Origin of the sequence: Pseudomonas sp. YNh (genome assembly GCF_037993085.1) — a bacterium.
Lineage (GTDB): Bacteria > Pseudomonadota > Gammaproteobacteria > Pseudomonadales > Pseudomonadaceae > Aquipseudomonas > Aquipseudomonas putida.
The window spans coordinates 73,629-100,627 of record NZ_JBBMRJ010000003.1 but is presented as its reverse complement, the minus strand read 5'-3'; the positions used below and the strand labels follow the sequence as shown (position 1 = coordinate 100,627).

The 26,999-nt window shown below is 62.6% G+C and carries 24 protein-coding genes; 9 read left to right on the top strand and 15 right to left on the bottom strand.

What is annotated here, in order from left to right; translation table 11 throughout:
• Positions 1-3: 3 nt before the first annotated feature.
• Positions 4-2,295 (bottom strand): TonB-dependent receptor, encoded by a 2,292-nt coding sequence (locus WF331_RS04495; RefSeq protein WP_016501385.1) that lies wholly within the window; start codon positions 2,293-2,295, stop codon positions 4-6.
• A 221-nt stretch (positions 2,296-2,516) separates the two neighbouring features.
• Between WF331_RS04495 and WF331_RS04490 the strand changes: the two genes are divergently transcribed.
• Positions 2,517-3,197 (top strand): Fe2+-dependent dioxygenase, encoded by a 681-nt coding sequence (locus tag WF331_RS04490; protein WP_016501384.1) that lies wholly within the window; start codon positions 2,517-2,519, stop codon positions 3,195-3,197.
• 3 nt (positions 3,198-3,200) lie between these two features.
• Complete coding sequence (locus WF331_RS04485; RefSeq protein ID WP_016501383.1) at positions 3,201-3,950, top strand: tetratricopeptide repeat protein; 750 nt, start codon at positions 3,201-3,203, stop codon at positions 3,948-3,950.
• Positions 3,951-4,106: 156 nt separating this feature from the next.
• Here WF331_RS04485 and WF331_RS04480 read toward each other — a convergent pair whose 3' ends face one another.
• On the bottom strand, positions 4,107-5,270 hold the full coding sequence (locus tag WF331_RS04480; protein ID WP_016501382.1) for a type III PLP-dependent enzyme: 1,164 nt from the start codon (positions 5,268-5,270) through the stop codon (positions 4,107-4,109).
• A 494-nt stretch (positions 5,271-5,764) separates the two neighbouring features.
• Here WF331_RS04480 and WF331_RS04475 point away from each other — a divergent pair, with 494 nt between their 5' ends.
• The 3 genes from WF331_RS04475 to WF331_RS04465 all read left to right on the top strand — a co-directional run bounded on the left by WF331_RS04475 (position 5,765) and on the right by WF331_RS04465 (position 9,783).
• On the top strand, positions 5,765-6,262 hold the full coding sequence (locus WF331_RS04475; RefSeq protein WP_016501381.1) for a sigma-70 family RNA polymerase sigma factor: 498 nt from the start codon (positions 5,765-5,767) through the stop codon (positions 6,260-6,262).
• 20 nt (positions 6,263-6,282) lie between these two features.
• Positions 6,283-7,245 (top strand): FecR family protein, encoded by a 963-nt coding sequence (locus tag WF331_RS04470; RefSeq protein ID WP_174371239.1) that lies wholly within the window; start codon positions 6,283-6,285, stop codon positions 7,243-7,245.
• A 108-nt stretch (positions 7,246-7,353) separates the two neighbouring features.
• The gene (locus WF331_RS04465; protein ID WP_016501379.1) at positions 7,354-9,783 is read left to right on the top strand and encodes a TonB-dependent siderophore receptor; all 2,430 of its coding nucleotides are present in this window, start codon (positions 7,354-7,356) and stop codon (positions 9,781-9,783) included.
• A gap of 136 nt (positions 9,784-9,919) precedes the next feature.
• Here the strand turns inward: WF331_RS04465 and WF331_RS04460 are convergent, their stop codons facing one another.
• Genes WF331_RS04460 through WF331_RS04445 form a run of 4 tightly spaced genes read right to left on the bottom strand, consistent with a single transcriptional unit; the run spans position 9,920 to position 13,365 of the window.
• The gene (locus tag WF331_RS04460) at positions 9,920-11,077 is read right to left on the bottom strand and encodes an osmoprotectant ABC transporter ATP-binding protein OsmV (RefSeq protein ID WP_016501378.1); all 1,158 of its coding nucleotides are present in this window, start codon (positions 11,075-11,077) and stop codon (positions 9,920-9,922) included.
• Positions 11,074-11,727: an ABC transporter permease gene (locus tag WF331_RS04455; protein WP_016501377.1), complete on the bottom strand. Its 654-nt coding sequence runs from the start codon at positions 11,725-11,727 to the stop codon at positions 11,074-11,076. Before WF331_RS04455 ends, WF331_RS04460 begins: the two co-directional genes overlap by 4 nt.
• On the bottom strand, positions 11,724-12,638 hold the full coding sequence (locus tag WF331_RS04450) for a glycine betaine ABC transporter substrate-binding protein (protein WP_016501376.1): 915 nt from the start codon (positions 12,636-12,638) through the stop codon (positions 11,724-11,726). The genes WF331_RS04455 and WF331_RS04450 overlap by 4 nt, the downstream gene beginning before the upstream one ends.
• A 13-nt stretch (positions 12,639-12,651) precedes the next feature.
• The gene (locus WF331_RS04445) at positions 12,652-13,365 is read right to left on the bottom strand and encodes an ABC transporter permease (RefSeq protein ID WP_016501375.1); all 714 of its coding nucleotides are present in this window, start codon (positions 13,363-13,365) and stop codon (positions 12,652-12,654) included.
• Between the two features lie 448 nt (positions 13,366-13,813).
• Here WF331_RS04445 and WF331_RS04440 point away from each other — a divergent pair, with 448 nt between their 5' ends.
• The 3 genes from WF331_RS04440 (at position 13,814) to WF331_RS04430 (ending at position 16,118) form a co-directional block, all read left to right on the top strand.
• Positions 13,814-14,113, top strand: coding sequence for a type II toxin-antitoxin system RelE/ParE family toxin (locus tag WF331_RS04440; RefSeq protein ID WP_016501374.1), 300 nt, complete (start codon positions 13,814-13,816; stop codon positions 14,111-14,113).
• A complete protein-coding gene (locus WF331_RS04435; protein WP_016501373.1) occupies positions 14,114-14,443 on the top strand; it encodes an XRE family transcriptional regulator in 330 nt (109 codons plus the stop codon).
• A gap of 91 nt (positions 14,444-14,534) precedes the next feature.
• Positions 14,535-16,118, top strand: a complete 1,584-nt coding sequence (locus tag WF331_RS04430) for a peptide chain release factor 3 (RefSeq protein WP_016501372.1) — start codon at positions 14,535-14,537, stop codon at positions 16,116-16,118.
• A 116-nt stretch (positions 16,119-16,234) separates the two neighbouring features.
• Here the strand turns inward: WF331_RS04430 and WF331_RS04425 are convergent, their stop codons facing one another.
• From WF331_RS04425 to WF331_RS04410, 4 genes are all read right to left on the bottom strand, one after another.
• Positions 16,235-17,314: a polyamine ABC transporter substrate-binding protein gene (locus WF331_RS04425; RefSeq protein ID WP_016501371.1), complete on the bottom strand. Its 1,080-nt coding sequence runs from the start codon at positions 17,312-17,314 to the stop codon at positions 16,235-16,237.
• A 52-nt stretch (positions 17,315-17,366) separates the two neighbouring features.
• On the bottom strand, positions 17,367-17,708 hold the full coding sequence (locus tag WF331_RS04420) for a cupin domain-containing protein (protein ID WP_016501370.1): 342 nt from the start codon (positions 17,706-17,708) through the stop codon (positions 17,367-17,369).
• Positions 17,709-17,741: 33 nt separating this feature from the next.
• Positions 17,742-19,148 carry an NAD(P)/FAD-dependent oxidoreductase gene (locus WF331_RS04415; protein WP_340622684.1) on the bottom strand — a complete coding sequence of 469 codons (1,407 nt, stop codon included), beginning with the start codon at positions 19,146-19,148 and terminating at the stop codon, positions 17,742-17,744.
• Between the two features lie 64 nt (positions 19,149-19,212).
• Positions 19,213-20,013: an AraC family transcriptional regulator gene (locus WF331_RS04410; protein ID WP_016501368.1), complete on the bottom strand. Its 801-nt coding sequence runs from the start codon at positions 20,011-20,013 to the stop codon at positions 19,213-19,215.
• Between the two features lie 211 nt (positions 20,014-20,224).
• On the opposite strand from WF331_RS04410, the gene WF331_RS04405 reads away from it, so the two are divergent.
• Positions 20,225-21,124, top strand: a complete 900-nt coding sequence (locus WF331_RS04405; protein ID WP_229608844.1) for a hypothetical protein — start codon at positions 20,225-20,227, stop codon at positions 21,122-21,124.
• Between the two features lie 223 nt (positions 21,125-21,347).
• On the opposite strand, the gene WF331_RS04400 is transcribed toward WF331_RS04405, so the two are convergent.
• The 5 genes from WF331_RS04400 to WF331_RS04380 form a co-directional block, all read right to left on the bottom strand.
• Complete coding sequence (locus tag WF331_RS04400) at positions 21,348-22,316, bottom strand: peptide ABC transporter ATP-binding protein (RefSeq protein ID WP_229608845.1); 969 nt, start codon at positions 22,314-22,316, stop codon at positions 21,348-21,350.
• Entirely contained in the window at positions 22,316-23,284 is a 969-nt protein-coding gene (locus WF331_RS04395) for an ABC transporter ATP-binding protein (protein WP_016501365.1), read from the bottom strand. The genes WF331_RS04400 and WF331_RS04395 overlap by 1 nt, the downstream gene beginning before the upstream one ends.
• A 10-nt stretch (positions 23,285-23,294) precedes the next feature.
• Entirely contained in the window at positions 23,295-24,221 is a 927-nt protein-coding gene (locus tag WF331_RS04390; RefSeq protein ID WP_016501364.1) for an ABC transporter permease subunit, read from the bottom strand.
• 10 nt (positions 24,222-24,231) lie between these two features.
• Positions 24,232-25,242 (bottom strand): ABC transporter permease subunit, encoded by a 1,011-nt coding sequence (locus tag WF331_RS04385; protein WP_016485006.1) that lies wholly within the window; start codon positions 25,240-25,242, stop codon positions 24,232-24,234.
• A gap of 91 nt (positions 25,243-25,333) precedes the next feature.
• Positions 25,334-26,944, bottom strand: coding sequence for an ABC transporter substrate-binding protein (locus WF331_RS04380; protein WP_340622683.1), 1,611 nt, complete (start codon positions 26,942-26,944; stop codon positions 25,334-25,336).
• Positions 26,945-26,999 lie beyond the last annotated feature (55 nt).

Genomic DNA, 26,999 nt, shown 5'->3' with positions numbered 1-26,999 from the left:
ACATCAGAAGTGGACGCTGGTGGTCAACAGTGCAGTCCGCCCGGCCGCCTGGTTGGCGAAGTGGGTGGAGAAGGCCTTGTCGTAGTACACCTCGTTGGTCAGGTTCTGCACGTTCAGCTGCAGGTCGACGTTCTTGGTCAGCTTGTAGGCGGCCATGGCGTCGTAGCGCACGTAGCTGTCGACCATGGTGGTGTTGGCCACGCTGCCGTACACGTCATCCACGTAGAACGCACCGCCACCGACGGTCAGCTTTGGCGTGATCGAGTAGGTCGTCCACAGGCTGGCGCTGTTGTTTGGGGTGTTTGGCAACTGGTTGCCATCGTTGGCCTTGCCCAGCGGGCCGCCGTCGATCTGGCGAGCCTGCATGTAGGTGTAGCCGGCAAACACCTGCCACTTGTCGGTGATCTTGCCGCTGGCCGACAGTTCGATGCCTTGTACGCGGGTTTCGCCGACGTTTTCGTAGGTGGTGGTGTCCACCTGGACGCGGGCGTTTTCCTTCTCTGTGCGGAACAGCGCAGCGGTCAGCGACAGGCGCTGGTCGAGCAGGTCCCACTTGGTGCCGATCTCGTAGTTGGTGGTTTCCTCTGGCTCCATGTCACTGGCCAACAGGTTGCCGTTACGGTCCGGGGTGCCACCCAGCGGGTTGCCTTCTGTACCTTCGCCGAGCATCGAGCCTGGTGGCGTTGCAGAAGTGGCGTAGGAAACGTAGATACTGCCGTTTTCGGCCGGTTTCCACACCAGGCCCAGCTGGCCGGTCACGAACTCGCTGACATCCTTGCCTTTGGCGGTGGTGGTGCCAGCGGCGTTGTAGGTCTTGTAGTCGGTGTCGAAGTGGTCGTAGCGCAGGCCCATGTTGACCAGCCACTCGGGGGTAAGCTCCAGAGTGTCGAACACGTAGATCGCCCGGGTCTTGCTGTTGGTGGTGGTGCCGGCGTAGTTGCGCGAGATGGTACCGTTCCACGGGTCATCCGGGTTCGGGTTGCTCAGTGAGGTGCAGTTGTAGCCACTGGTGGCGCCGATCATACCGGGGGTGCAGTTGCTGTTGGCGGCGCCGCCAGGCACGGTGTCGGTGTCGACGGTGTAGGACGAACGGTCGCTCTCTTCGCGGCTGAGCTCGATACCGGTGGAGAAGCTGTTTTTCATACCACCGACGTAGAACTCGCCGAACAGGTCGGTCTGGTTGGTGGTGGTGGCGGTGTTGCCGACACGGGTGTTTGCACGGCGCCAGACGCTGCCGTTGTTGACGTTGCCCTTGCTGTCGTCAGGCTGGGTCAGGATGTAGTCCTGCATGCTGTTGCCGTGACGCAGGGTGTTCTTGATGGTCAACGAGTCGGTCAGGTCGTGCTCGATCGCGAAGGTGGCGATGTCTACACGGCTCTTGCGGAAGTCACGGCCGGTCAGGCCATAGAAGTTGTCGCTGTCGCCGCCGTCATTCGGCTTGCTCGGGTGTGCCGAGGTGCGCCCGCCGCTGCCGTTGGTCGGGATGGTGTACGGGATGCCCGAATCCGGCAGGTCGTCACTTTCCAGGTGGTAGTAGTCGAGGTTGACGCGGGTCGGTGTGCCCAGGCCGAAGGCCAGCGACGGCGCGATCCCCCAACGGTCGTAGTTGACCTTGTCGCGGCCGGCAACGTTGCTTTCGTGGGTCATCAGGTTCAGACGGCCGGCAACGGTGTCGCTGAACTGGTAGTTGCCATCGAAGGTGTAGCGCTGGGTCTGGTCACTGCCCCAGGTCCAGGCGCCGTCCAGCGAGTTGCCCAGGTGCGCACGCTTGCTCACCAGGTTGATGGTACCGCCGGCAGCACCACGGCCACCGATGGCCGAGTTCGGGCCCTTGGCCACTTCTACCGACTCGATGGCGAAGATTTCGCGGGTTTGCGCGCCAGTGTCACGCACGCCGTCCAGGTAAGTATCGCCTTGGGCGTCGAAGCCGCGGATGAACGGGCGGTCGCCTTGCGGGTTGCCCCCTTCGCCGGCGCCGAAGGTGATTCCTGGCACGGTGCGCAGGGCGTCCTGCAGGGTCAGGGCGTTGGTGTCCTTGATCACCTGCTGCGGGATGACGGTGACCGAGCGCGGGGTGTCTACCAGCGGCGCGGTGTACTTCTGCGAGGCGGCCTTCTCGACTTTGTAATCGGTGCTGGCCTGTTCAGCCTTGCCGTTGACGCTGGTAGCGTCGAGGGTGATCGCGCTATTGGCGGCCGGGTCGGCGGCATACACCGATGTGGCGCTAAGCGCGACGCCGATGGCGGATACGATCAGGCGTGGCGAACTCACTGCAGATGGTACGTACTGGCGCATTGCTAAGGACCTTCCCCAAGGTGTTGAGGCGGCGGATCTTAATGTAAGCAATTGTGACTAACAATTGAGAGTCGTTACCATTCGTGAAGAATTTACAATCTTTACATTTGGCCTTTACGGTTTCATCAAGCTGAAACGTCTTAAGCGGCGAAAAGGCTTGTGCAGCGCAAAAGGGAATCAATATCATTGGCGCCTTTACATTTCCTAACGGTGCTGCCGCCATGCTGCTTCACATCCCAGGCCTGTTTGACGCTGACGAGCTGGCCCGTATCCGCGAGGCGCTGGAGCAGGCCGACTGGGCTGATGGCAAGGTGACTGCCGGATATCAGTCGGCCAAGGCCAAACACAACCTGCAGTTGCCGGAAGGGCACCCGTTGGCCAAGGAGATCGGCACTGCGCTGATCGACCGCCTGTGGAAAACCCCGCGCTTCATGTCTGCGGCCCTGCCGCACAAGGTGTTCCCGCCGTTGATCAACTGCTACCGCGAGGGTGGCAATTTCGGCTTTCACATCGATAACGCCTTGCGTCAGCCCAAGGGCAGTCCGGAGCGGGTGCGTACCGACCTGTCATCGACGTTGTTCCTCAGCGACCCGGACAGCTACGACGGCGGTGAACTGGTGATTCAGGACACCTATGGTGAGCGGCAGGTGAAGCTGGCGGCCGGGGACCTGGTGCTGTACCCCGGTACCAGCCTGCACAAGGTCAACCCGGTGACCCGAGGCCAGCGTTACGCCGCGTTCTTCTGGACCCAGAGCCTGGTGCGCGAGGACAGCCAGCGGGCGCTGCTGTTCGAGATGGACGATGCCATCCAGCAACTGACTGCCGATGTACCCGAGCACCCCTCGTTGCTGCAGCTGACCGGCACCTACCACAACCTGCTACGCCGCTGGGCCGAGGTCTGAACCGTGTCCTATCAGTTGCGACGTGAGGAAGTGGTGGATGTGGCTGGCTTGCAGTCCATGCTGGAGGAGAGCCCCGGCAAAGCTGCCCAGGCAATCCTGGCAGCGGCTGGGCAGGGCGCGGTCGAGGCGCAGTTGCTGCTGGGGCAGATCCTGCTGGATGGGCGCGGTATCGAAGAAGATGCCACCGTGGCCCGGCGTTGGTTCGGCATCGCCGCACAGGGCGGCAGTGCCATGGCGCATAACATGCTCGGGCGTTGCCTGGAGCATGGTTGGGGGGGGGAGCCGAGCCTGGAGCAGGCAGCCATTCATTATGCGCGTGCGGCTGACGCCGGGCTGGACTGGGGCCTTTACAATCTGGGCAACCTGCTGGCCACCGGGCGCGGGGTGCCGGCCAACCAGGCACAGGCACTGATGTGCTACGAGAAGGCTGCGCAGCTGGGGCACGCCAAGTCGATGAACCTGTATGGGCGTTACCTGGAGCAGGGCATTGCCACGGCGCCCAGCCCGGCGCGGGCGGTGCGCTGGTATCGGCGCTCGGCCGAGGCGGGGGATTTCCGTGGGATGTTCAGCCTGGGGCTGGTGCTGGTCGAGCGCGGGCAGCTGGCCGAAGCAGGGCAATGGCTGGAGCAGGCGCGGGTTGAGGGGAACATGAATTTCCTGCGTGCTGCGTTGGTAACCTTGCAGGGTGCAGGGCCGGTGTTGATGGCCTTTGCGGCGCGGTATGCCGAAGAGATCGAACGGCGCGGGGATTGAAGTTGCCTGTGCTGGCCTCTTCGCGCGCTTGCCGGCTCCCACAGGTACTGCGCTGGGCCTGAAGGAAGCACCGCACCTGTGGGAGCGGGCAAGCCCGCGAAGGGGCCGGTACAGCGGGGCACACATGAAAACGGGGCCTTGCGGCCCCGTTTTGCGTTACAGGTAGTAAGCCTTCAGCGGCGGGAAGCCGTTGAATTCGACTGCGCTGTAGCTGGTGGTGTAGGCACCGGTCGACAGCCAGTACAGGCGGTCACCGATGGCCAGGTTCAGCGGCAGGCCGTACTTGTAGTTTTCGTACATGATGTCGGCGCTGTCGCAGGTCGGGCCGGCGATGACGACTTCTTCGGTTTCGCCTTTCTTCTCGGTCCAGATCGGGAACTTGATGGCTTCGTCCATGGTTTCGATCAGGCCGGAGAATTTGCCCACGTCGGTGTAGATCCAGCGCTCGACGGCAGTGCGCGACTTGCGCGCCACCAGCACCACTTCGCTGACCAGGATGCCGGCGTTGGCAATCAGCGAACGGCCTGGCTCCAGGATGATTTCCGGCAGCTCGTCACCGAAGTCTTCCTTGAGGAAGCGGATGATTTCTTCGGCGTAGGTTTCCAGGCTGTTGGTACGGGTGATGTAGTTGGCCGGGAAGCCGCCACCCATGTTGATCAGCTTCAGCTCGATGCCGTCTTCTTCCTTCAGGCGCTCGAAGATCACCTTGACCTTGGCGATGGCGGCGTCCCACACGCTGATGTCGCGCTGCTGCGAGCCCACGTGGAAAGAGATGCCGTAAGGCACCAGGCCCAGGTCACGGGCGAGGATCAGCAGGTCCATGGCCATGTCGGTCTGGCAGCCGAATTTACGCGACAGCGGCCAGTCGGCAGTGGTGGAGCCCTCAGTCAGGATACGCACATACACTTTCGAACCCGGTGCGGCCTTGGCGATGTTGCGCAGGTCGGCTTCCGAGTCGGTGGCGAACAGGCGCACGCCCTTCTCGTAGAAGTAGCGGATGTCCTTGGACTTCTTGATGGTGTTGCCGTAGCTGATGCGGTCGGCGCTGACACCGCGGTCCATCACCTTGTCCAGTTCGTAGATCGAGGCGATGTCGAAGCTCGAACCTTTCTCTTTCAGCAGGTCGATGATTTCGACGGCAGGGTTGGCCTTGACCGCGTAGTAGACCTTGGCGAATTCGAAACCGGCGCGCAGGTCGTCATAGGCCTGGCTGATCATCTGGGTATCGATGAGTACGAACGGGGTTTCCTGCTTGTCGGCGAACGCCTTCATTTTCTGGAAGGTGTCACGCGCGAAATAGTCTTCGACCTGGATCGACATGCTCAGGGACTCCATGGGCAAACAAAAAGAATAAGTGGCTGCAAACTGAACGTCCTCCGTATCCCCACTTTGGTTCGCCTACTCAGTACTTGAGCCGGATGGATCGTTTCCAGCATGGACGTTCGGCGCGCACTTTAGGGCGTGAAGAATGCAGAATCAACAGGCAATCCGGGCGTGATCGGCGTGGATCGACGACCAGCCATTTGAATAACCGACTCGTGTGACCGGCTGATGTTCCCCGCGATGTTTCAAGCGTTAAATATTGTGGAATAGACCGTGTTGGCCCCTTTGTGGGTAAACCCGCTCCTATAGGCTTTTCGCAATTCTCGGGTGGGCGGGTTCACCCGCGAAGGGGCCAGAGGTGTTCATATTTATGGCCACATTTTCCTGGTACCCACGTACAGGAAATGGCCCATAAATTTTTTGTTACCGACTGGCGGATTTGCTGGTTTTGATGAGAAACATTACTATTCGCACCCTTATCCGCCTCCCTGATGACCCAGACCGTGTCCGGACACAAAGGCTTCCTCGACCATTACCATGAGCTGATCGGCACCTGGACGCGCAAACTGCGCAATCGCCAGCAGGCTGAAGACCTCACCCACGATGCCTTTGTCCGGGTATTGGAAAACCCGCGCGACCAGGTCGAGCAGCCCCGCGCCTACCTGCACCAGACCGCACGTAACATTGCCGTGGATGGCTTGCGCCGCGAAGACCGCCGCCAGGCCCTGGCGCTGGAAGCGTTAGACGAGGGCACTGGCGGCAGCGATGACCCGGAGGCCTACGTGCATGCGCTGGAATTGGCCGACAGCGTCGAGCGGGCGCTGGCCGAGTTGCCGCTCAACTGCCGGCAGGTGTTCATCTGGCAGAAGCTCGAAGGCCTGACCCAGGCCGAGATCGCCGAGCGGATGGGGTTGAGCAAGAACATGGTCGAAAAGTATATGATCCGCACGCTCCGGCATTTGCGTGAGCACCTGGATGTGTCGGCATGATGAGTCAGGAGACCTTTTCGATGAAACAGCACGGTACCGATACCGTCCGCGAGCAGGCGGCCGCATGGTTTGCCCGCGTGCAGGATGCGCCTCGGGATGCCGGGCTGCAGAAACAGTTGCGCGCCTGGTTGGCCAGCGACGAGCGCCACCGGGAGGAGTACCAGCACCTGTGCCGCGTGTGGCAGGCCGCCGACTTCATTCCACGCCAGCGCCTTGAAGCGTTGTGCCAGCCGGACCCGGTGCAGCAACTGCCGCGTCGGCGTTTCGTGCGTCAGGCCCTGGCTGCCAGTGTCGCGGTATTGGCCTTGGGCCTGGGTTGGGGCGGCTGGCACCACCAGCAACTGAATCACCAGGGTAGCTTGCAGACCGCCTTCAATGAACGCCGCCAGGTCGAACTGCCGGATGGCTCCTTGCTGGATCTCAATGGCAGCACACAGCTGCAGGTCGACTTCAGCGCCGGCCAGCGGCATATCCGCCTGAGTGCCGGCGAGGTGATGTTCAACGTCGCCCACGACAGTGCCCGGCCGTTTGTGGTCGACACCGCCCAGGGCAGCGTGACGGTAACCGGTACCCGCTTTGACGTGCGCCAAGACCCTGCCAGCACCCGGGTGGCGGTGGAGCAGGGTTCGGTGCGTGTGCAGGGCAAGGGCGACGCGCTGGCGCAGCTTACGGCCGGCCAGGGTTCGCATATAGATGCACATGGCGGGGTGGCCGCCCCCTACGCCGTCAATACCGCTGCCGTTACCGCCTGGCGCCAGGGCAAGCTGGTGTTCGACAACGCCACCCTCGCCGAGGTGGTGGCCGAAGCCTCGCGCTATCGTAGCCAACCCCTGCGGGTCGCCCCCGGTAAAGTCGCCCAGATGCGCCTTTCGAGCACCTTCAGCACCGACGACACCGACGCACTGTTGCGGGCCTTGCCGAGCATCCTGCCGGTGGCCATCAAGGCCCATGAAGACGGCTCTCGCGAAATAATTGCGAAATAGATTCAGGTTTTTTCTCGCTCGTTCGTCTTCCTCGCCAGCTGCAACTGCCAAGCATTTCCATTTGCACGCGGTTGGCGTTTATTCCGCATTCCAGGATGTTTCGACGACGTGAACAACAACAAACCCTTCCCACGCTTCCGCGCCCTGGCGCTGGCCCTGGCGGTCAGCGCCGTGACCGTCAACAGCCAGGCTGCTGAGGCGGGCAACACCATCCAGATCCAGGCCCAACCGCTGGCTTCGGCGCTGAATCAGCTCGGTCAGCAAACCAACCTGCAGCTGTTCTTCAGCCCCGAGCTGGTGGCCGGCAAACAGGCCCCGGCGGTGTCCGGCAACCTGGCGCCGGTGCAGGCGCTGCAGCAGTTGCTGCAAGGCAGCGGGCTGACCTTCGAGATGTCCCAGGACACCGTCGTGGTAAAGCCGCTGCCGACTACCCTCGACCTGGGCAGCGGCAGCCTGGAGCTGGCGCCCACCGACATCAAGGTGGTCGGTGACTGGTTGGGCGATGCCCAGCAGAGCGTGGTGCAGAACCACCCCGGTGCGCGCACCGTGGTGCGTCGCGAGGCGATGGTGGAGAAGGGCGCGATGAACGTGCGCGACGTACTGCGCGGCATCCCGGGTGTGCAGGTGCAGGACTCCAACGGCACCGGCGGCAGCGACCTGTCGCTGAACGTGGGCGTGCGCGGCCTGACCTCGCGCCTGTCGCCGCGCTCCACCGTATTGATCGACGGCATCCCGGCCGCCTTCGCGCCCTATGGCCAGCCACAGCTGTCGATGGCGCCGATCTCCTCGGGCAACCTCGACAGCATCGACGTGGTGCGTGGGGCCGGCTCGGTACGCTATGGCCCGCAGAACGTGGGAGGGGTGATCAACTTCGTCACCCGGGCGATTCCGGAAAAGGCTTCGGCGGAACTGTCCACCACCCTGGAAACCTCCCGGCAGGGCGGCTGGAAGCACACCGAGTCGGCTTTCGTCGGCGGCACGGCTGACAACGGCATGGGCGTGGCGCTGCTGTACACCGGGGTGAACGGCAACGGTTACCGTGAAAGCAACAATGGCAACGACATCGACGACGTCATCCTCAAGACCCACTGGGCGCCCACCGATGTCGATGAGTTCTGGCTCAACTTCCATTACTACGATGGCCGTGCCGACATGCCCGGCGGCCTGACCCAGGCCCAGTACGACAGCAACCCGTACCAGTCGCTGCGCGACTATGACTACTTCGCCGGTCGGCGCAAGGATGTGTCGTTCAAGTGGCAGCGCCAGCTTGACGATGCCACCCAGTTCGAAGTGCTGACCTACTACACCGACAGCTTCCGCGGCAGCGCCATCGCCTCGCGTGACATGAAGACCCTGTCATCGTACCCGCGCAACTATCACACCTTCGCCATCGAGCCACGGGTGTCGCGCATCTTCTTTGCCGGCCCGACTACCCAGGAAGTCAGCGTGGGTTATCGCTACCTGAAGGAAGCGATGCGCGAACAGTCGACCCGCCTGGCGCTGATCGACAACGTGCCGACCGTGACGCCGACCTCTGACGGCCACGTGTTCCAGGACCGCAGCGGCGGTACCGAGGCCAGCGCCTACTACATCGACGACAAGATCGATGTGGGCAACTGGACCATCACCCCGGGCGTGCGCTTCGAGCACATCAATACCGACTGGCGCGACCGCCCGGTGCTGGATGCCAACAACCGCCCGGTGGCGGAAAAGAAGCGCAGCATCACCAGCAACGAGCCGCTGCCGGCGCTGAGCGTGATGTACCACATCTCCGACGCATGGAAAGTGTTCGCCAACTACGAAACCTCGTTCGGCAGCCTGCAGTACTTCCAGCTGGGCCAGGGCGGTACCGGCAACAGCACGGCCAATGGCCTGGAGCCGGAAAAGGCCAAGACCTACGAAATAGGCACGCGCTATGACGATGGTGGCTTTGCCGGCGAGCTGACGGCGTTCTACATCGACTTCGATGACGAGCTGCAGTACATCAGCAACGATGTGGGCTGGACCAACCTCGGGGCGACCAAGCACCAGGGTATCGAGGCGTCGGTGCGCTACGACCTGGCCGGGCTGGACCCGCGCCTGGAAGGGCTTTCGGTCAGCGGTGGGTACACCTTTACCCGCGCCACATATGAAGGTGAGATCCCGGGTTTCAAGGGCCGTGACTTGCCGTTCTATTCACGTCAGGTGGCCACCGCCGGCGTGCGTTACGCGGTCAACCGCTGGACCTGGAACCTGGACGCCTACGCCCAATCCAAACAGCGCGCGCCGGGGACCGGGATCAACGCCGATGGCACCTTCAACGGCGACTACATCACCGAGCCAAGTGCGGATGGGCAGTATGGCGATATTCCGGGTTATGTGACCTGGCATGCCCGTGGCGGGTATGAATTCGGGCCCGAGATGTCCAACCTGAAGCTGGCGGCGGGGGTGAAGAACCTGTTCGACAAGCAGTACTTCACCCGCTCCAGCGACAACAACGCCGGCCTCTACGTGGGTGAGCCGCGGACCTTTTATGTGCAGGCCAGCGTAGGGTTCTGACTGGAGATTGCCGGGGCCGCTTTGCGGCCCATCGCCGGCAAGCCAGCTCCCACAGGTACAGCGCGTGTCTTGAGGTTCTCGCTGTACCTGTGGGAGCTGGCTTGCCGGCGATGGGGCCCGAAGCGCCCCTGGCTTTCTAGGACACCACCGCTTCGGCTGGTGAGACGATGCTGGTCTTGGCCCCACGCGATCTGCCCGAACTCAGGTACGCCGCAATCGACTCCTGCGTCACCTCGCCCAAAAACACCTGCTCGGCGTCCAGCACCGGCAACCACGCCCGGTTGAACTCGTACATGCGCGACAGCAGGATGCGCAAATGCTCATCGTGCGAGGCCGTGGCATTGAACGGCCGCAGGAAGTCGCCACACGTCCCTTGCTGGCGGTGCATGTCACGTCGGCGTACATAGCCCAGTGCCTTGTTCTGTGCATCGGTCACCACCACGTAGCGGCGGTCGTGCTCATCCAGCAGCTCCAGTGCATCGCTCACGGGCGTCTCCGGGCTCACCGACGGCGCGTTGTCCGCTGCATCCTCGGCACGCACCAGCAGCAGGCGCTTGAGCGTGCTGTCCTGGCCAACGAAGTTGCTGACAAAGTCATCCGCCGGGTGCGCCAGCAGCGTGTCCGGGTGGTCCAGCTGCAACAGTTTGCCGGCACGGAAGATGGCAATCTTGTCGCCCAGCTTGATCGCTTCGTCGATGTCGTGGCTGACCATGATCACGGTCTTGTTCAGCGCCCGCTGCATCTCGAAGAACTCGTTCTGGATCATCTCGCGGTTGATCGGGTCGACTGCGCCGAATGGCTCGTCCATCAGCAATACCGGCGCGTCGGCCGCCAAGGCACGGATCACGCCGATGCGCTGCTGCTGGCCACCGGACAGCTCGCGCGGGTAGCGCTGCAGGTACTGCTTGGGTTCGAGCTTGATCATATGCATCAGCTCGCGAGCACGCTCGTGGCACTTTTGCTTGTCCCAGCCGAGCAGGCGCGGGACCACGGTGATGTTTTCTTCGATGGTCATGTTGGGGAACAGGCCGATCTGCTGGATCACATAGCCGATATGGCGGCGCAGGGTGACTTCGTCCAGCCCGGTGGTGTCCTCGCCATTGATGAACACCTGGCCCGACGTAGGCGTGATCAGCCGGTTGATCATTTTCAGCGTGGTGCTCTTGCCGCAGCCCGAGGGGCCGAGGAACACGCAGATTTCCCCTTCGTTGACAGTGAGGCTTACCGCGTCGACGGCTTTGACGTCCTTGCCGTTGACGTTGAAGGTTTTGCTGAGGTTCTTCAGTTCGATCATGGGCGCAGTCCTTCTGGAGTCAGGGCACGTTGCAGGGTTTGCAGCAGCAGGTCGGCAATGATGGCCAGCAAGCTGACCAGTACGGCACCGACCAGCAGCATCGACATGTCGCTGCGGCTGATGGAGGTAAGAATGAGCACGCCCAGGCCGCCGGCGCCGATGGTGGCGGCAATGGTCATGACGCCGATGTTCATGACCACGGCAGTGCGCACACCGGCGAGGATCACCGGCACGGCGATGGGCAGCTCGACCATGCGCAGGCGCTGGCCGAAGGTCATGCCGATGCCGCGCGCAGCTTCACGGATACCGGGCTCTACGTTGGTCAGGGCCAGGTAGGTGTTGCGCAGGATCGGCAGCAGCGAATAGAGGAACACCGCGGTGATCGCTGGCAATGGCCCCAGCCCCTGGCCGAACTTGGAATAGAACGGCAGCAGCAGGCCGAACAGGGCAATCGACGGGATGGTCAGCAGCACCGTGGCGCTGGCCTGCAGCGGCCCGGCAACGGCCGGGAAGCGGGTCATCAGGATGCCCAGCGGCACGCCGACGAGAATGGCCAGGCTCACCGCAACGCCCACCAGCATGATGTGCTGCCAGGTCAGTTGCAGCACCTGGGCCCAGTCCAGGTGGCTGAAGGTATCGATCAGGTTCATGGCTGGCCCTCGCTGTTCAGTGGGTGCTCGCGCAGGAAGGTGGCGGCCACGGCAGTCGGGTTCTGGTGCTCGACGTCGACCTTGGCGTTGAGCTGGCGCATGGTTTCGTCATCCAGCTGCTCGGCCAGTGGCTTGAGCAGTGCGGCCAGTTGCGGGTTGGCGTCGAGCACGGCTTTGCGCACCACGGGCGCTGCGGTGTAATCGGGGAAGTAGTGCTTGTCGTCTTCCAGCAGCTTGAGGTTGAACGCACTCAGGCGGCCGTCGGTGGTGTACACCAGCCCGGCGAATACCTGGTTGTTGCGCATGGCGGTGTACACCAGGCCACCGTCCATCTGGCGGATGTTGCGCCGGTCCAGCGGCAGGCCGTACATCTCGCGCAGGCCAACGAGGCCGTCGGGGCGGTTGGCGAACTCGGTGTCCAGCGCCACCAGGTGGTTGCGCTGGCTTTCGTCACGCAGTACCTGGTTGAGGTCACTGATGGTGTTGACCTGCGGGTAGGCCTCGGCCACTTGCTTGGGCAGGCCCAGCGCGTAGGTGTTACTGAACTTCGACGGGGTCAGCCAGATCAGGTCCTTCTTTGCATCCAGCTCCTTGACCCTGGCGAAGGTGGCTTCGGCACTGGGCATGCGCTCGTCGATGTGGTTGTACGACACCAGCGAAACCCCGGTGTATTCCCACATCAGGTCGAGCTGGCCGGTCTCCTGGGCCTGGCGCGCGATGTTGCTGCCAAGGCCGCTGGTGACACGCACGTCAAAGCCATTGGCGCGCAGGTATTGCGCAGTGATTTCGGCGAGCACGGTCTGCTCGGTGAACACCCGGGCGCCGATGCGCACCAGCGGTTTTTCCACTGCCTGGGCAAATCCTGCGAACAGCAGGGCCGCGCCCAGCAGCAAGGCGATTCTCTTGTTCATACGTTCCCTATCCTTATTGGGCCAGGCCACGTTCCAGCCAGCGCTTGCTGGAGAAACTCACCGCCGCGTCCAGCACCAGTGCCAGCAGTGCGGTGCAGGCGGCACCCAGCAGTAGCTGTGGCTGGTTGTTCAGGGCGATGCCGGGGAAGATCAGGCTGCCCAGGCTGTTGGCGCCGATCAGGAAGGCCAGCGGTGCGGTGCCCACGTTCAACGCCAGGGCCACGCGTACACCACCGACGATGATCGGCACGGCATTCGGTAGCTCCACCTGCCAGAGTTGCTGGCGCGGGGTCATGCCGATGCCGGTGGCGGCTTCCTTGAGCGAGGCGGGGACATTTTTCAGGCCCTCGTAGGTGTTGCGCACGATGGGCAGGAGGGAGGCGAGGAACAGCGCGAAGATCGCAGGCCCGGCGCCGATGCCCAGGATACTGAGCGCGATGGCCAGAACGGCCAAGGGAGGGATGGTGTTGCCAACGTTGAAAAACTGCATGAAGCGCTCTGCCTTGTCGACCCGGTGCGGTCGACTGAGGGCAATGCCAGCCGGGATGCCCACGGCCAACGCCGCCGCCATCGAAGCCAGCACCAGAACCAGGTGCGCTTGCAGGTAGAACCCAAGATCGTCGCGGTAACGCGCGATCGTGTCGATGCCGATCCAGTGGACCAGCAGGGCCAGGATGACGAGCACGGTGGCGCATCCCAACAGCCCTTTTCCGTAGCGTTTAGCCACAGGCGGACTCCTTGTGTTGTCGGCGAGCACACTTCTTTTTTGCCGGCCAGTCCTGGCGGCGGTTGGTGTGTTCGCGAGTAGCAGCGTGACGCACGCCGAAGGCTGCGATCAGGCCATGAGCCGAACCCCGTCGGGCCCGAAAATGCTGATGAAACCAGTCCCCAACCGAAGCGGGTTGCAGGGGAATGGACGTCTCCGTGGGCGCAAAGGTTCCCATCTGAGGCGGCATTTGGCCAGCGTTAATCACTGGCAACAAAGAAAACTCGCACGAAAAAACAGCGCTTTTTTTACGTGAAGGCGTTGAATTACCTGCTATCGAGCCATTTGTCCCGCCAAGCAACATCTCCTTTGAAATTCTCTCTGTATCTCCTTGAGGGGATATTCATTCAGAGGTATGTTTGTTGTGTGGTCCATAGGGATGTGCCCGGAATTTACAGTGGAGTTCGGAATGCTCGAAATGGAGGTCCAGGATGAACTGTTGGCTCAGCTACAGCTGCTGGCCTGCTGCGGCCCGGCTCTGGGTCGACCGCGTGTGGATACCTTGAAGGGCTCAAGGCATTCGAACATGAAAGAGTTGCGATTCAGCGTCGGGAATGGCGTGTGGCGCATAGCGTTCGCTTTTGACCCCTCTCGCTTTGCGGTGCTGTTGGTTGCCGGAGACAAGGCAGGAATCAGTGAACGTAGATTTTACCGGAGCCTGATCGAGCGTGCCGACGCACGTTTCGGACGGCACCTTTCCAGAGGTTGAATGATGAAAACACTCGATGAGGTTATGAACGCGCTGTCGCCTGAGCGCAGGGCGAGAGTAGAAGCACGCGGCCTTGAACTGATTCATGAAGAAATGACCTTGCAAGCCTTGCGCAGGCAGTTGCAAATCACCCAGGACGAGTTGGCGCAGCGCCTCGATATCCGTCAGGGCAATGTTTCGAAAGTGGAGAAGAGAAGTGACATGTTGATATCCACCCTTCGTAGCTATGTTGAGGCCTTGGGTGGAACATTGGAGCTCGTTGCACATGTGCCCGGCCGGGCCCCTGTCACGCTTCAAGGTTTTTGTGATGATCAGGCTCAACGTGCGTGATTGACCAACGGACGGGGATCAGATTTTGGTCCCAGCCCAACTTCAGGTATGATATCGCCCCTTTTTGAATCCCCCAGTCAGGCGATTTCCCATGACCAACCAGGCCGCCGAAGTCGCGAAGCGCCGCACTTTCGCAATCATTTCCCACCCCGACGCCGGTAAGACCACCATCACCGAGAAGCTGCTGCTGATGGGCAAGGCCATTGCCGTCGCCGGTACCGTGAAGTCGCGCAAGTCCGACCGCCACGCCACCTCCGACTGGATGGAAATGGAGAAGCAGCGCGGCATCTCCATCACCACCTCGGTGATGCAGTTCCCGTACCGCGAGCACATGATCAACCTGCTCGACACCCCCGGCCACGAGGACTTCTCGGAAGACACCTACCGCACCCTGACCGCGGTGGACTCGGCGCTGATGGTGCTCGACGGCGGTAAAGGTGTAGAGCCGCGTACCATCGCCCTGATGGACGTGTGCCGCCTGCGCGATACGCCAATCGTCAGCTTCATCAACAAACTCGACCGTGACATCCGCGACCCGATCGAACTGCTCGACGAGATCGAGGCCGTTCTGAAGATCAAGGCTGCGCCGATCACCTGGCCGATTGGCTGCTACCGTGACTTCAAGGGTGTGTACCACCTGCAAGGTGACTACATCATCGTCTACACCCCGGGCCACGGCCATGAGCGTACCGAGGTGAAGATCATCGAGAAGCTCGACTCCGATGAAGCCCGCGCGCACCTGGGTGACGAATATGATCGCTTCCTCGAACAGCTTGAGCTGGTACAGGGTGCATGCCACGAGTTCGATCAGGACGAGTTCATCAATGGCCAACTGACCCCGGTGTTCTTCGGTACGGCGCTGGGCAACTTCGGTGTCGACCATGTGCTCGATGCCGTTGTCGACTGGGCGCCGCGCCCGCTGGCCCGTGTCGCCCACGAGCGTACAGTGGAGCCGGTGGAAGAGAAGTTCACAGGCTTCGTGTTCAAGATCCAGGCGAACATGGACCCGAAACACCGCGACCGTATCGCCTTCATGCGCATCTGCTCGGGCAAGTACGAGAAGGGCATGAAGATGCGCCACGTGCGTACCGGCAAGGACTTGCGCATCGGTGACGCGCTGACCTTCTTCTCCTCCGAGCGCGAGCAACTGGACGAGGCATTTGCCGGCGACATCATCGGCCTGCACAACCACGGCACCATCCAGATTGGCGACACCTTCACCGAAGGTGAGGCGCTGGGCTTCACGGGTATTCCGCACTTCGCCCCGGAGCTGTTCCGCCGGGTGCGCCTGAAGGACCCGCTCAAGTCCAAGCAGCTGCGCCAGGGCCTGCAGCAGCTGGCCGAAGAGGGTGCAACCCAGGTGTTCTTCCCGGAGCGCAGCAACGACATCATCCTCGGTGCGGTCGGTGTGCTGCAGTTCGATGTGGTCGCCAGCCGCCTGAAGGAAGAGTACAAGGTCGAATGCGCCTACGAGCCGATCACCGTGTGGTCGGCGCGCTGGATCAGCTGCGATGACAAGAAGAAACTCGAGGAATTCCAGACCAAGGCCATGGAGAACCTGGCCATCGACGGTGGCGGGCACCTGACCTACCTGGCGCCGACCCGGGTCAACCTGGCATTGATGGAAGAGCGCTGGCCGGATGTGAAATTCCGCGCGACCCGCGAACATCACTGATTTCCAGTGCCGGCTGCTGACCCTGTGGGAGCGGGTTCACCCGCGAATGCGATGTTGAATTTACCGACGCATTCGCGGGTGAACCCGCTCCCACAGGGACCGCACTACGGCCGGGCTCAGTTCCCGGCTTTGATACTGGTCCAGATCCGGGTGCGAATGCGGTCGATCTTCGCCGGCATCGCTTCCAGCGCATACAATTTACCCATCATGTCTTCGCTCGGGTAAATCATCGTATTGCCCTTCATGGCCGGCTCCACAAGTCCGTCCGCCTTGAGGTTACCGTTGGCGTACTGCACATGGTTGCTGATGTTGGCCATCACCTCTGGCTGCAGCAGGTAGTTCATGTAGGCATACCCGGCTTTTTCGTCCGGTGCATCGGCCGGCATGGCCACCATGTCAAACCACATGGGCGCGCCTTCCTTGGGTATCGAATAGCCCACCTTCACCCCGTTCTTCGCTTCTTCGGCACGGTTTTTCGCTTGCAGCACATCCCCCGAGAAGCCCACCACCACACAGATATCGCCATTGGCCAGGTCGCCGGTGTACTTCGATGAATGGAAGTAGCTGATGTAAGGCCGCACCTGCATCAACAGCGCCTTGGCCTTGTCGTAGTCCGCCGGGTTCTGGCTGTGGTGCGGCAGGCCCAGGTAGTGCAGGGCAATCGGCAGCAGTTCGGGGCCGTTGTCCAGCACGGCGACGCCACAGCTTTTCAGCTTGCTCATGTACTCGGGCTTGAAGATCAGGTCCCACGAGTCCACCGGCGCGTTGTCGCCGAGCACCGCCTTGACCTTGTCGATGTTGTAGCCGATGCCGGTACTGCCCCACAGGTACGGGAAGCCGTACTGGTTGCCCGGGTCGTTCACCTCCAGCGCCTTGAGCAGCACCGGGTTGAGGTTTTGCCAGTTGGGCAGCTGCGACTTGTCCAGCTTCTTCAGGGCCTTGCCCTGGATCTGCCGGGCCATGAAGTGGTTGGAAGGGAACACTACATCGTAGCCGGAGTTGCCGGTCATCAGCTTGCCGTCGAGGGTTTCGTTGCTGTCGTACACGTCGTAGGTGGGCACGATGCCGCTGGCTTGCTGGAAGTTCTTCAGCGTGTCGGGGGCGACGTAGCTGGACCAGTTGTAGATTTTCACCGTTTCGGCGGCGCCGGCCACACTGGCGGCCAGCATCAGAGGGGCGAGAAGGAGTGTGCGCATGTCGGGTTTACCTTGCTTTGTCTGTTGTTATCGAAGGCAGGCGATCAGCGGATCAGAAGATGAGTACGTAGGTCTTGCGCACGGTCTCCTGGATGTCCCAGGTGCCGGTGCTGTTGGCCGGTAGCATCAATGCGTCTCCGGCTTCTATGACCAGGGGCTCGCCACCGTCGGGGGTGAAGGTGCAGCGGCCCTTGATGAAATGGCAGAACTCCTGTTGCACGATCTGCCGCCGCCAGCGCCCCGGGGTGCACTCCCAGATGCCGGTTTCGACGCCATCACTGCGTTCCACGCAGGTGACAGATGTCACCGCCACGGGTTCGCCAAGCGGCACCGCGACCGGGTTGGAGCTGTCGAGCACAGCGCTGTCGGTGTTCTTGAACTGGGTAATGCTCATGACCGGTGGATCCTGTGCAGTTGATAAGGGAAGTCAGTGCATGAAGCCTTCCATGAAGTCCGCAAGCGAGCTGGCCAGGCGCCGCCTCCACGGCGCGCTGGCGGGGTTGGCGAGGGTCCGGTCCTCGTGGACGAAGCTCTGGATGATCGCGTTGTAGCCCAGCCAGCGGCAGGGCTCTGGTGGCCAGCTGGCCAGACTCGATACCGGGCGGTTGTCCAGTACCCAAGGTTGCGCAGTCAGTTCGTTGTGCTGGTTAAGGATTAGCGCCGCCAGGGTGCGCCCGCCCAGGTTGGTGGCGCCAACGCCTTCGCCACCGTAACCACCGGCCAAGGCTATGCCGCGCTGGCGGTCGCAGAGCATGTGCGGGTGGAAGCGCCGGGCCATGCCCAGGTTGCCGCCCCAGGAGTGGGTGATGCGCACATGCTTGAGCTGCGGGAACAGCTCGCTGAACAGGTAGCGGCGCAGTTCGATTTCGTGCTCTTGGAGGTTGAAGTTTTCGCGCAGGCGGCCACCGAAGCGGTAACCACCGCGTGCGCCGAATACCAGACGGTTGTCGGCAGTGCGCTGGCCATAGGTGACCTGGCGGCTGCTCTCGCTGAAGGCCTGACCCTGGCTCAGGCCGATCTGCTCCCAGGTCGATTCCGGCAGCGGTTCGGTGGCTATCAGCAAACTCTGTACCGGCAACTGGTGCTTGCCCAGCGGCGGCAGGCTGGCGGCGTAGCCTTCGACGGCCGGCACCATCCACTGGCAGCGAATCCGCGCCAGCGGGGTGCGCAGGTCGCCGGGTTGCCAGTCGATGGCCGGGGTATTTTCGTAGATTGGCACCCCCAGCGCTTCCACGGCCCGCGCCAGGCCACGCACCAGCTTGGCCGGCTGAATGGTCGCGGTGTGCGGGCTGTAGATGGCACCAAATGCATTACTGACCCGCAGCTGGTTTTCCAGTTGCTCGGGGCGTAGCCAGCGGTAGTCTTCCTCGGTCATGCCTTGGCGATACAAGTCATCGAGGTAGGCACGCAGGCTGCGTTCTTGCTCCGGGTAGCGCGCGGCGCAGTACAGCACGCCGCCCTTGCGGTAGTCGCAGTCGATGCCTTCGCGTTGCAACACACCCTGCACTTCATCGGGAATGCCGTGCAGCAGGTCGATGCTGGCGCGGCGCTGTTGTGGCGACAGGGTGGCGAGCAGGCGGTCTTCGCCCAGCAGGTTGCCCATCAGCCAGCCGCCATTGCGCCCGGACGCGCCGAAGCCGGCGATGTTGGCGTCGATCACGGCGATGCTCAGTTGTGGCGCCTGGCGCTTGAGGTAGTAGGCGGTCCACAGGCCGGTGTAGCCGGCACCGATGATGCACACATCCACTGCCAGGTCTTCGCGCAGGGCCGGGCGGGCGCACAATGGCTCTTCGAGCTGGTCCATCCACAGGCTGAGCGTGCGCAGGGGTTGCATCGGGTTCGGCTCCACATCGGTCAAGGTCTGTGGGCGATCCTAGTGCTGTCAGCCAGTGGCTGTCTTACGTGCGTGCACGCAGAGAAATTTGCTTGAGGTAGGCCTTGGGCGTGAGCCCGGTGTGCTCGCGGAAGCACTTGTAGAACGCCGACAGCGAGTTGAAACCGGCGCTGAACGCCAGCTCGTCGATCGTCGCCTCGACGCTGTCGTCGTCGAGGCTGGCCATCAGGTGCTGCAGGCGGGCCTGGTTGACGTAGCGGTAGAAGCTTTGCCCGAGCACCTGGTTCAGCAGGTAGGAAATCTGGTTGCGGCTGTAGCCGCTGGCGTCGGCCACCTGCTGCAGGTCCAGCTCCGGGTCCAGGTAGGGGCGCTGGCGCTGGAAGTAGTGCTCCAGGTCCTGGGCCATGGTCGACAGCTGCCGCGGCGACAGGCCCAGGCGACTGGTGGCCGGGCGCGGGCCGCTGCGGCCATGCCCGCTGCCGTTCTGGCGAACCAGCGTGGCGTATTCGTTGACCCGCCAGATCAGCCCGTCCTTGACGGTGATCGCCTCGCTGGACTGGAACGCCACCAAGCCGTCACCGCCCTGGACGGTGACCTGGTACTGGATGAACGCGGTGCAGCCATCGACGCGGATGCGGTCGCTGTGAACGATATCTTCGCCGGCTTCATGGGGCAGGCAGGCGCGCACGTAGTCGCGCAACTCAACGTAGCCAAGCACACGGTTCTGGAAGAAGTCGTGGTACTGGATGTCGGGGTGGTAAAGCGCAATGACGCCGTCGAGGTCGCGATGCTTCCAGCACAGGTGGTAGCGCAGCACCGTGTCGGCGGTAATCGGGGTCTGGGCGGGGCCATCGGGGAGCGTCATGGGTGAATGATGCCTCGCCGCAAAGCTTGCTACAAGAATGCAGAACACCTGATGCACAGCGCCAAGTCGCGCAATTTGCACGATTCTGAACGAACCGCTATTTCTAACTCATTGTTTTATAAGGGTGTAATTTTTTGTCTCAAATGGCACAGCCGCTGCAATGGTTACTGCGCGAATGGACTTGTCGCTAACCACTTAAGGCGAAAACATCATGATCACCCCTGCCGACTATCCCGCTGTCGATTCACAAAGCCGCTCAGGTGTTTCCTGGGCTGCGATTTTCGCTGGCGCCGCTACCGCAGCTGCCTTGTCCCTGATCCTGGTGGTCCTTGGTGCAGGGCTGGGCTTCGCAGCCACGTCCCCTTGGGCAGACGAGGGGGCCAGTGCCAAGGCCCTGGGCATTTCCACCATCGTATGGCTGCTGCTGACGCAGATCATCGCTTCGGGCCTGGGCGGCTACATTGCCGGTCGGTTGCGGGTGAAATGGGCCAACTTGCATGGCGATGAAGTGTATTTCCGCGATACCGCGCATGGCTTCCTGTCCTGGGCTGTAGCCACCCTGGTTACGGCCATGCTGGTGCTGGGCGCTGCGGGCAACCTGGTGGGCGCTGGTGCCAGCGCGGCTTCGCAGGCGGCCACAGTATCGGCGGCTGCCGGTGGTGCGGCGGCGTCCGGTGACAACAACGATTCGATGGGCTATTTCGTCGATAGCCTGTTCCGTGGCGATGGCCCTGCACCCGTGAGCGAAGATGCAGCAAACGGCGTGGCTGCCCGCATCCTGGCCAAAGGCATTGCCAGCGATGGTGCGCTGCCTGCCGAGGACCGCACGTACCTGGCGCAGCTGGTGGCCCAGCGCACCCGTCTGACCCAAGCCGAGGCCGAAGCCCGTGTCGATCAGGTGATGGCCCAGGTGCAACAGCTGAAAGTGCAGGCCAAGCAAGCTGCTGATACCGCCGCCAAAGTAGCTGCCTGGACAGCATTGTGGACCTTCGTCGCGCTGCTCTGTGGCGCCTTCTTTGCCAGCCTTGCAGCGCTCTACGGTGGTCGCCGTCGTGACCAGGTGCAGTGGCTGGAAGGCGAATACGTCGCACATCGCACCATTCAACGTTAAGCAAGGAGAACTGACATGCGCTCGATACTGCTCTGGATGCTTGGGGTACCGATCCCGGTGATCATCCTCATCGCCATTTTCATGCATTGACCGGGAGGGCCGCTTTGCGGCCCTTTCGCAGCACAAGGCTGCTCCTGCAAACGACCGCGATATCCCCTGTTATCGCGATCTCTTGCAGGAGCAGCCTTGTGCTGCGAATGGGGCGCAAAGCGCCCCCGGTCATCTACAGGAACTGCTCGGCATAGTGGCAAGCCACCTGCCGGCTACTCACCTGCCGTAACGCCGGCACCTCCTTGGCACACCGCTCAGTCGCGTACGGGCAACGCTTGTGAAACGCGCACCCATCCGGTGGATTCAGCGGGTTGGGCAGCTCCCCGACAATGCGGATCTTCGGCTTCAGCGGGTCGGGATGAATGGCTGGCGTCGCCGACAGCAGCGCCTGGGTGTAGGGATGCAGCGGTTTCTCGTAGATATCATCCTTGGCCCCCATTTCCACCGGGCGCCCCAGGTACATCACCAGCACGTGATCGGCCACATGTCGCACCACCGCCAAGTTGTGCGAGATGAACACGTAGGCGGTGTCGAATTCCTTCTGCAAGTCCATGAACAGGTTTAGCACCTGTGCCTGGATCGACACGTCCAGCGCCGAGGTTGGCTCGTCCGCCACCAGCACTTTTGGCTGCAGCATCATCGCCCTTGCCAGGGCAATGCGCTGGCGCTGGCCCCCGGAGAACATGTGCGGGTAGCGCTGGTAATGCTCGGGGCGCAGGCCCACCTGCTCCATCATTTTTTGTACTTTCTCGCGCCGCTCGGCCTTGCTCAGCGAGGTATTGATCACCAGCGGTTCAGCCAGCTGGTCGCCAATCTTCTGCCGTGGGTTAAGCGAGGCGTAAGGGCTCTGAAACACCATTTGCACATCGCGGCGCAGTTGCTTGCGCTGCGCCTTGCTGGCGCCTGTCACCTCGGTACCGGCGATTTGCAGCGAACCGGACGACGGTTCTTCGATGAGGGTCAGGGCACGGGCCAGGGTCGACTTGCCGCAGCCGGACTCGCCGACCACCGCCAGGGTCTTGCCGGCTTCCAGTTCGAACGACACGCCATTCAGTGCGCGGACCAGGGCGTGGCCTTTGAACAGCCCGCGGGAGACTTCGTAATGCCGGGTGAGGTCCCGGGCAGACAGAACGACGGCCATCACGCCACCTCCTGGTTCAGCGGATAGAAGCAACGCACCAGGCTGTGGGCCTGAGGATCGAGAGGCGGGCGCTGGCGCCGGCAGTTGTCCTGCACGTAGGGGCAGCGTGGCGACAACAGGCAGCCGACCGGGCGGTCGTAGCGGCCGGGGACAATGCCGGGCAGGGTGGCCAGGCGCTCGGCGCCGATGCTGTGCTCGGGGATCGCCGCCAGCAAGGCTTCGCTGTAAGGGTGGGCGGGCACGTCGAACAGCGTCGGCACCTGGCCCACTTCGACGGCTTCGCCTGCGTACATCACGCATACCCGCCTGGCCGTTTCGGCGACCACGGCAAGGTCGTGGGTGATCAGGATAAGCGCCATGTTGCGCTCCTTCTGCAGGTTGACCAGCAGCTCCATGATCTGCGCCTGGATGGTCACGTCCAGCGCGGTGGTCGGCTCGTCTGCGATCAGCAGCTTGGGCTCGCCGGCAATGGCCATGGCAATCGCCACGCGCTGGCTCATGCCGCCAGACAACTGGTGCGGGTAGGCGTCCAGGCGGCTTTCGGCTGCCGGGATCTCGACCTTTTTCAACAGCTCAAGGGCACGCTGGCGCGCGGCTTTGCCCTTCAGGCCCAGGTGCTGGCGCAGCACTTCTTCGATCTGGTAGCCCACGGTATAGCTGGGGTTGAGCGCGGTCATCGGGTCCTGGAAGACCATGGCGATGTCCTTGCCCACCACCTTGCGCCGCTGGCGGCCGCTGAGCTTGAGCATGTCGGTGCCGTCGAAGCTGAGGGTGTCGGCGGTGATGCGCCCGGGGGCGTCGATCAGGCCCATCAAGGCCATCATGGTCACGGATTTGCCCGAGCCGGATTCGCCGACGATGGCCAGGATTTCGCCGGCGTCCACCGACAGGTCCAGGCCATCGACCACGGGTACCGCATTGGCATCGCCGAAGCGCACATTCAGGTTTTTGATCTGCAACAGTGACATGGCGTTCTCCTCAGGCGGCGTTCTTGAGTTTCGGGTCCAGCGCATCGCGCAGGCCGTCGCCCATCAGGTTGATTGCCAGCACACTGAGCAGAATGGTCAGGCCGGGCAGGCTCACCACCCACCAGGCACGCTCGATGTAGTCACGGGCCGAAGCCAGCATGGTGCCCCACTCCGGGGTCGGCGGTTGCACGCCCAGGCCGAGGAAGCCCAGGGCGGCAGCGTCGAGGATCGCCGAGGAGAAGCTGAGGGTGGCCTGCACGATCAGCGGCGCCATGCAGTTGGGCAGCACGGTGACGAACATCAGCCGTGGCAGCCCGGCGCCGGCCAGGCGTGCGGCGGTGACGTAGTCGCGGTTCAGCTCGACCATCACCGCAGCCCGGGTAAGGCGCACGTAGGAGGGCAGGGAGACGATGGCGATGGCGATCACCGTATTGATCAGGCCTGGGCCGAGGATGGCGACGATGGCCACGGCCAGCAGCAGGGAGGGCAGGGCCAGCATCACGTCCATCAGGCGCATGATCGACGGGCCGAGGATTTGCGGGAAGAAGCCGGCCAGCAGGCCCAGCAGAATGCCCGGGATCAGCGACATCACCACCGACGACAGGCCGATCAGCAGCGACAGCCGCGCCCCCTGGATCAAGCGCGAAAGCAGGTCGCGGCCCAGTTCGTCGGTGCCGAGGATGAACTGCCAGGTCCCGCCTTCGAGCCATACCGGTGGGGTCAGCAGGAAGTCGCGGTACTGCTCGCTCGGGTCATGGGGGGCAACCCATGGCGCGAACAGTGCGCAGAACACCACCAGGCACATGAAGGCCAGGCCCATCACTGCGCCTTTGTTGCGCGCAAAGGCTTGCCAGAATTCTTTGTACGGCGAGGGGTAGAGCAGGCTCTGGTCCACCGGGCTGGCCGGCGACACGGATTTTGCAATCGGGCTAGTCATGGCAAAGGCCTCAGCGCTGATGACGGATGCGTGGGTTGGCCAGGCCGTAGAGGATGTCCACGACGAAGTTGACCAGGATCACCAGGCAGGCAATCAACAGGATGCCGTTCTGGACCACGGGGTAGTCACGGGCACCGATGGCTTCGATCAGCCACTTGCCGATGCCCGGCCAGGAAAAGATGGTTTCGGTCAGCACCGCACCGGCCAGTAGTGTGCCGACCTGCAGGCCGAACACCGTGAGCACCGGAATCAGGGCGTTGCGCAGGCCATGCACGAACACCACCCGGGCGGGCGAAAGGCCCTTGGCGCGAGCGGTGCGGATGTAGTCTTCGCGCAGCACTTCAAGCATCGACGAACGGGTCATGCGGGCGATTACCGCCAGGGGGATGGTGCCGAGCACGATGGCTGGCAGTATCAGGTGCATCACCGCGTCCTTGAACGCGCCTTCTTCGTCGCTGAGCAGGGTATCGATGAGCATGAAGCCGGTCTTCGGCTCGATGTCGTAAAGCAGGTCGATACGCCCGGACACCGGGGTCCAGCCCAGGCTTACCGAGAAGAACATGATCAGGATCAGGCCCCACCAGAAGATCGGCATCGAGTAGCCGGCCAGGGATATGCCCATGACCCCGTGGTCGAACAGTGAGCCGCGCTTGAGCGCGGCGATCACCCCGGCCAGCAGGCCGACGATGCCGGCGAACAGCAGGGCGGCGAAGGCCAGTTCGAGGGTGGCCGGGAACAGCGTGAGGAATTCGGTCCACACGCTTTCGCGGGTGCGCAGCGATTCCCCGAGGTCACCCTGGGCGAGCTTGCCGACGTAGTCCAGGTACTGGACCGGCAGCGGCTTGTTAAGGCCCAGGCGCTCCATGGCCTGGGCGTGCATTTCGGGGTCGACCCTGCGCTCGCCCATCATCACTTCCACCGGGTCCCCGGGGATCAGGCGTATGAGCGCAAAGGTGAGCAAGGTGATGCCGAAAAAGGTCGGTATCAACAGGCCAAGGCGCCGGGCAATAAAACTCAACATTGTCGGGGTTACCTCATCAGGCCGTGGGGCGATCAGCCCGCTACGGCAGTGCCGCCGGTTCCCGTATGGGTTGCCGGCGGTCGTTGTTGTTCTACTTCACCTTGGTGGTGGCGAAGTTATTGTTGGTCAGAGGGCTGATCACGTAGCCCTCCACGTTGTCACGCATGGCGGTGAACATCTTTGGATGGGCCATGCTGATCCAGGGTTGGTCGTCATCGTACACCTTCAATGCCTCGCTATAGAGCCTTGCACGCTCCTCGTTGTCGACCACCTCGCGGGCGCGGGTGATCAGTTCCTGGAATTTCGAGTTGCACCAGCGGGCGTAGTTCTCGCCGGTCTTGGCCGCGTCGCAGCTAAGCAGTGGGGTGAGGAAGTTGTCTGGATCGCCGTTGTCGCCCGCCCAGCCGGTGGACACCATGTCGGCTTCGCCCTTCTTGGCGCGGCGCAGCATTTCGGCCCACTCCATCACGCGGATATCCAGCTTCAGGCCGATCTGTTTCAGGTCGGCCTGAAGCATTTCGGCAGATAAGCGAGGGTTGGGGTTGGTCATACCGCCGCCGTTGCGGGTGAATAGCGTCATCACCGTGCCGTCCGGCACGCCAGCTTCCTTGAGCAGGGCGCGTGCTTTTGCGAGGTCACGGGGCGGGTTCTGGTTGGCAGCGTTGTAGCCAGGCATGGTCGGCGGGTAAGGGTTCACACCCACCAGCGCGTTGCCTTTGCCAAACAGCTGGTCAACATGGGTCTGGCGGTCGAAAGCCATATTGATGGCTTTGCGCACGCGTACATCGCTGAGGTATTTGTGCTCGGTATTCATGGCGATGTAGCCGGTGACCAGGGCTTCGATTTCGGCGACCTTGAGCTTCGGGTCGGTCTTGATCGATGGCACGTCATCCGGCTTGGGATACAGGGCGACCTGGCATTCATTGGCGCGCAGCTTTTGCAGGCGCACGTTGCTGTCGGTGGTAATGGCGAACACCAGGGCGTCGGCCGGCGGTTTTCCGCGGAAGTAGTCCGGGTTGGGTTTGAAGCGCACCTGCGCGTCCTTGTTGTAGCGCTGGAAAATGAACGCGCCGGTGCCGATCGGCTTGCTGTTCAGCTCAGCGGTTTTACCAGCCTTGAGCAACTGGTCGCCGTACTCGGCGGAGTAGATCGAGGTGAAACCCATGGCCATGTCATGCAGGAAGGGCGCTTCCGGGCGGGCAAGGGTGATCACCACGGTGCGCTCGTCGGCCTTCTTCACCGACTTGAGCAGCTCTTTGAAGGCCATGCTTTCAAAATACGGGTAACCGACACTGGTCTTGTCGTGCCACGGATGGTTCGGGTCCAGCTGGCGGTTGAGGCTCCACAACACGTCGTCGGCGTTGAAGTCGCGGGTTGGCTTGAAGTAGTCGGTGGTGTGGAACTTCACCCCTTGGCGCAGGTGAAAGGTGTAGGTCAGGCCGTCTGGCGAGATATCCCAGCGCTCGGCCAGGGCTGGCTGGATGTCAGTGGTGCCGGGCTTGAAGTCGACCAGGCGGTTGAAGAGCGTCTCGGCCGAAGCATCAAAGGTGACGGCGGTGGTGTACTGGACAACGTCGAACCCTTCCGGGCTGGCCTCGGTACACACCACCAGCGGTTTGGCTGCCAGCTGCGTGGCGCCGCCGAGCACCAGAGCGGCCAGGGCCAAGCGTAGCGGTAGCGATTTGATGAAAGCTCTCTGCATGGGTTGAAGACTCCCTGCTTTTGCATTGATTCCAGCGTAGCCGCCACGGCCCGTC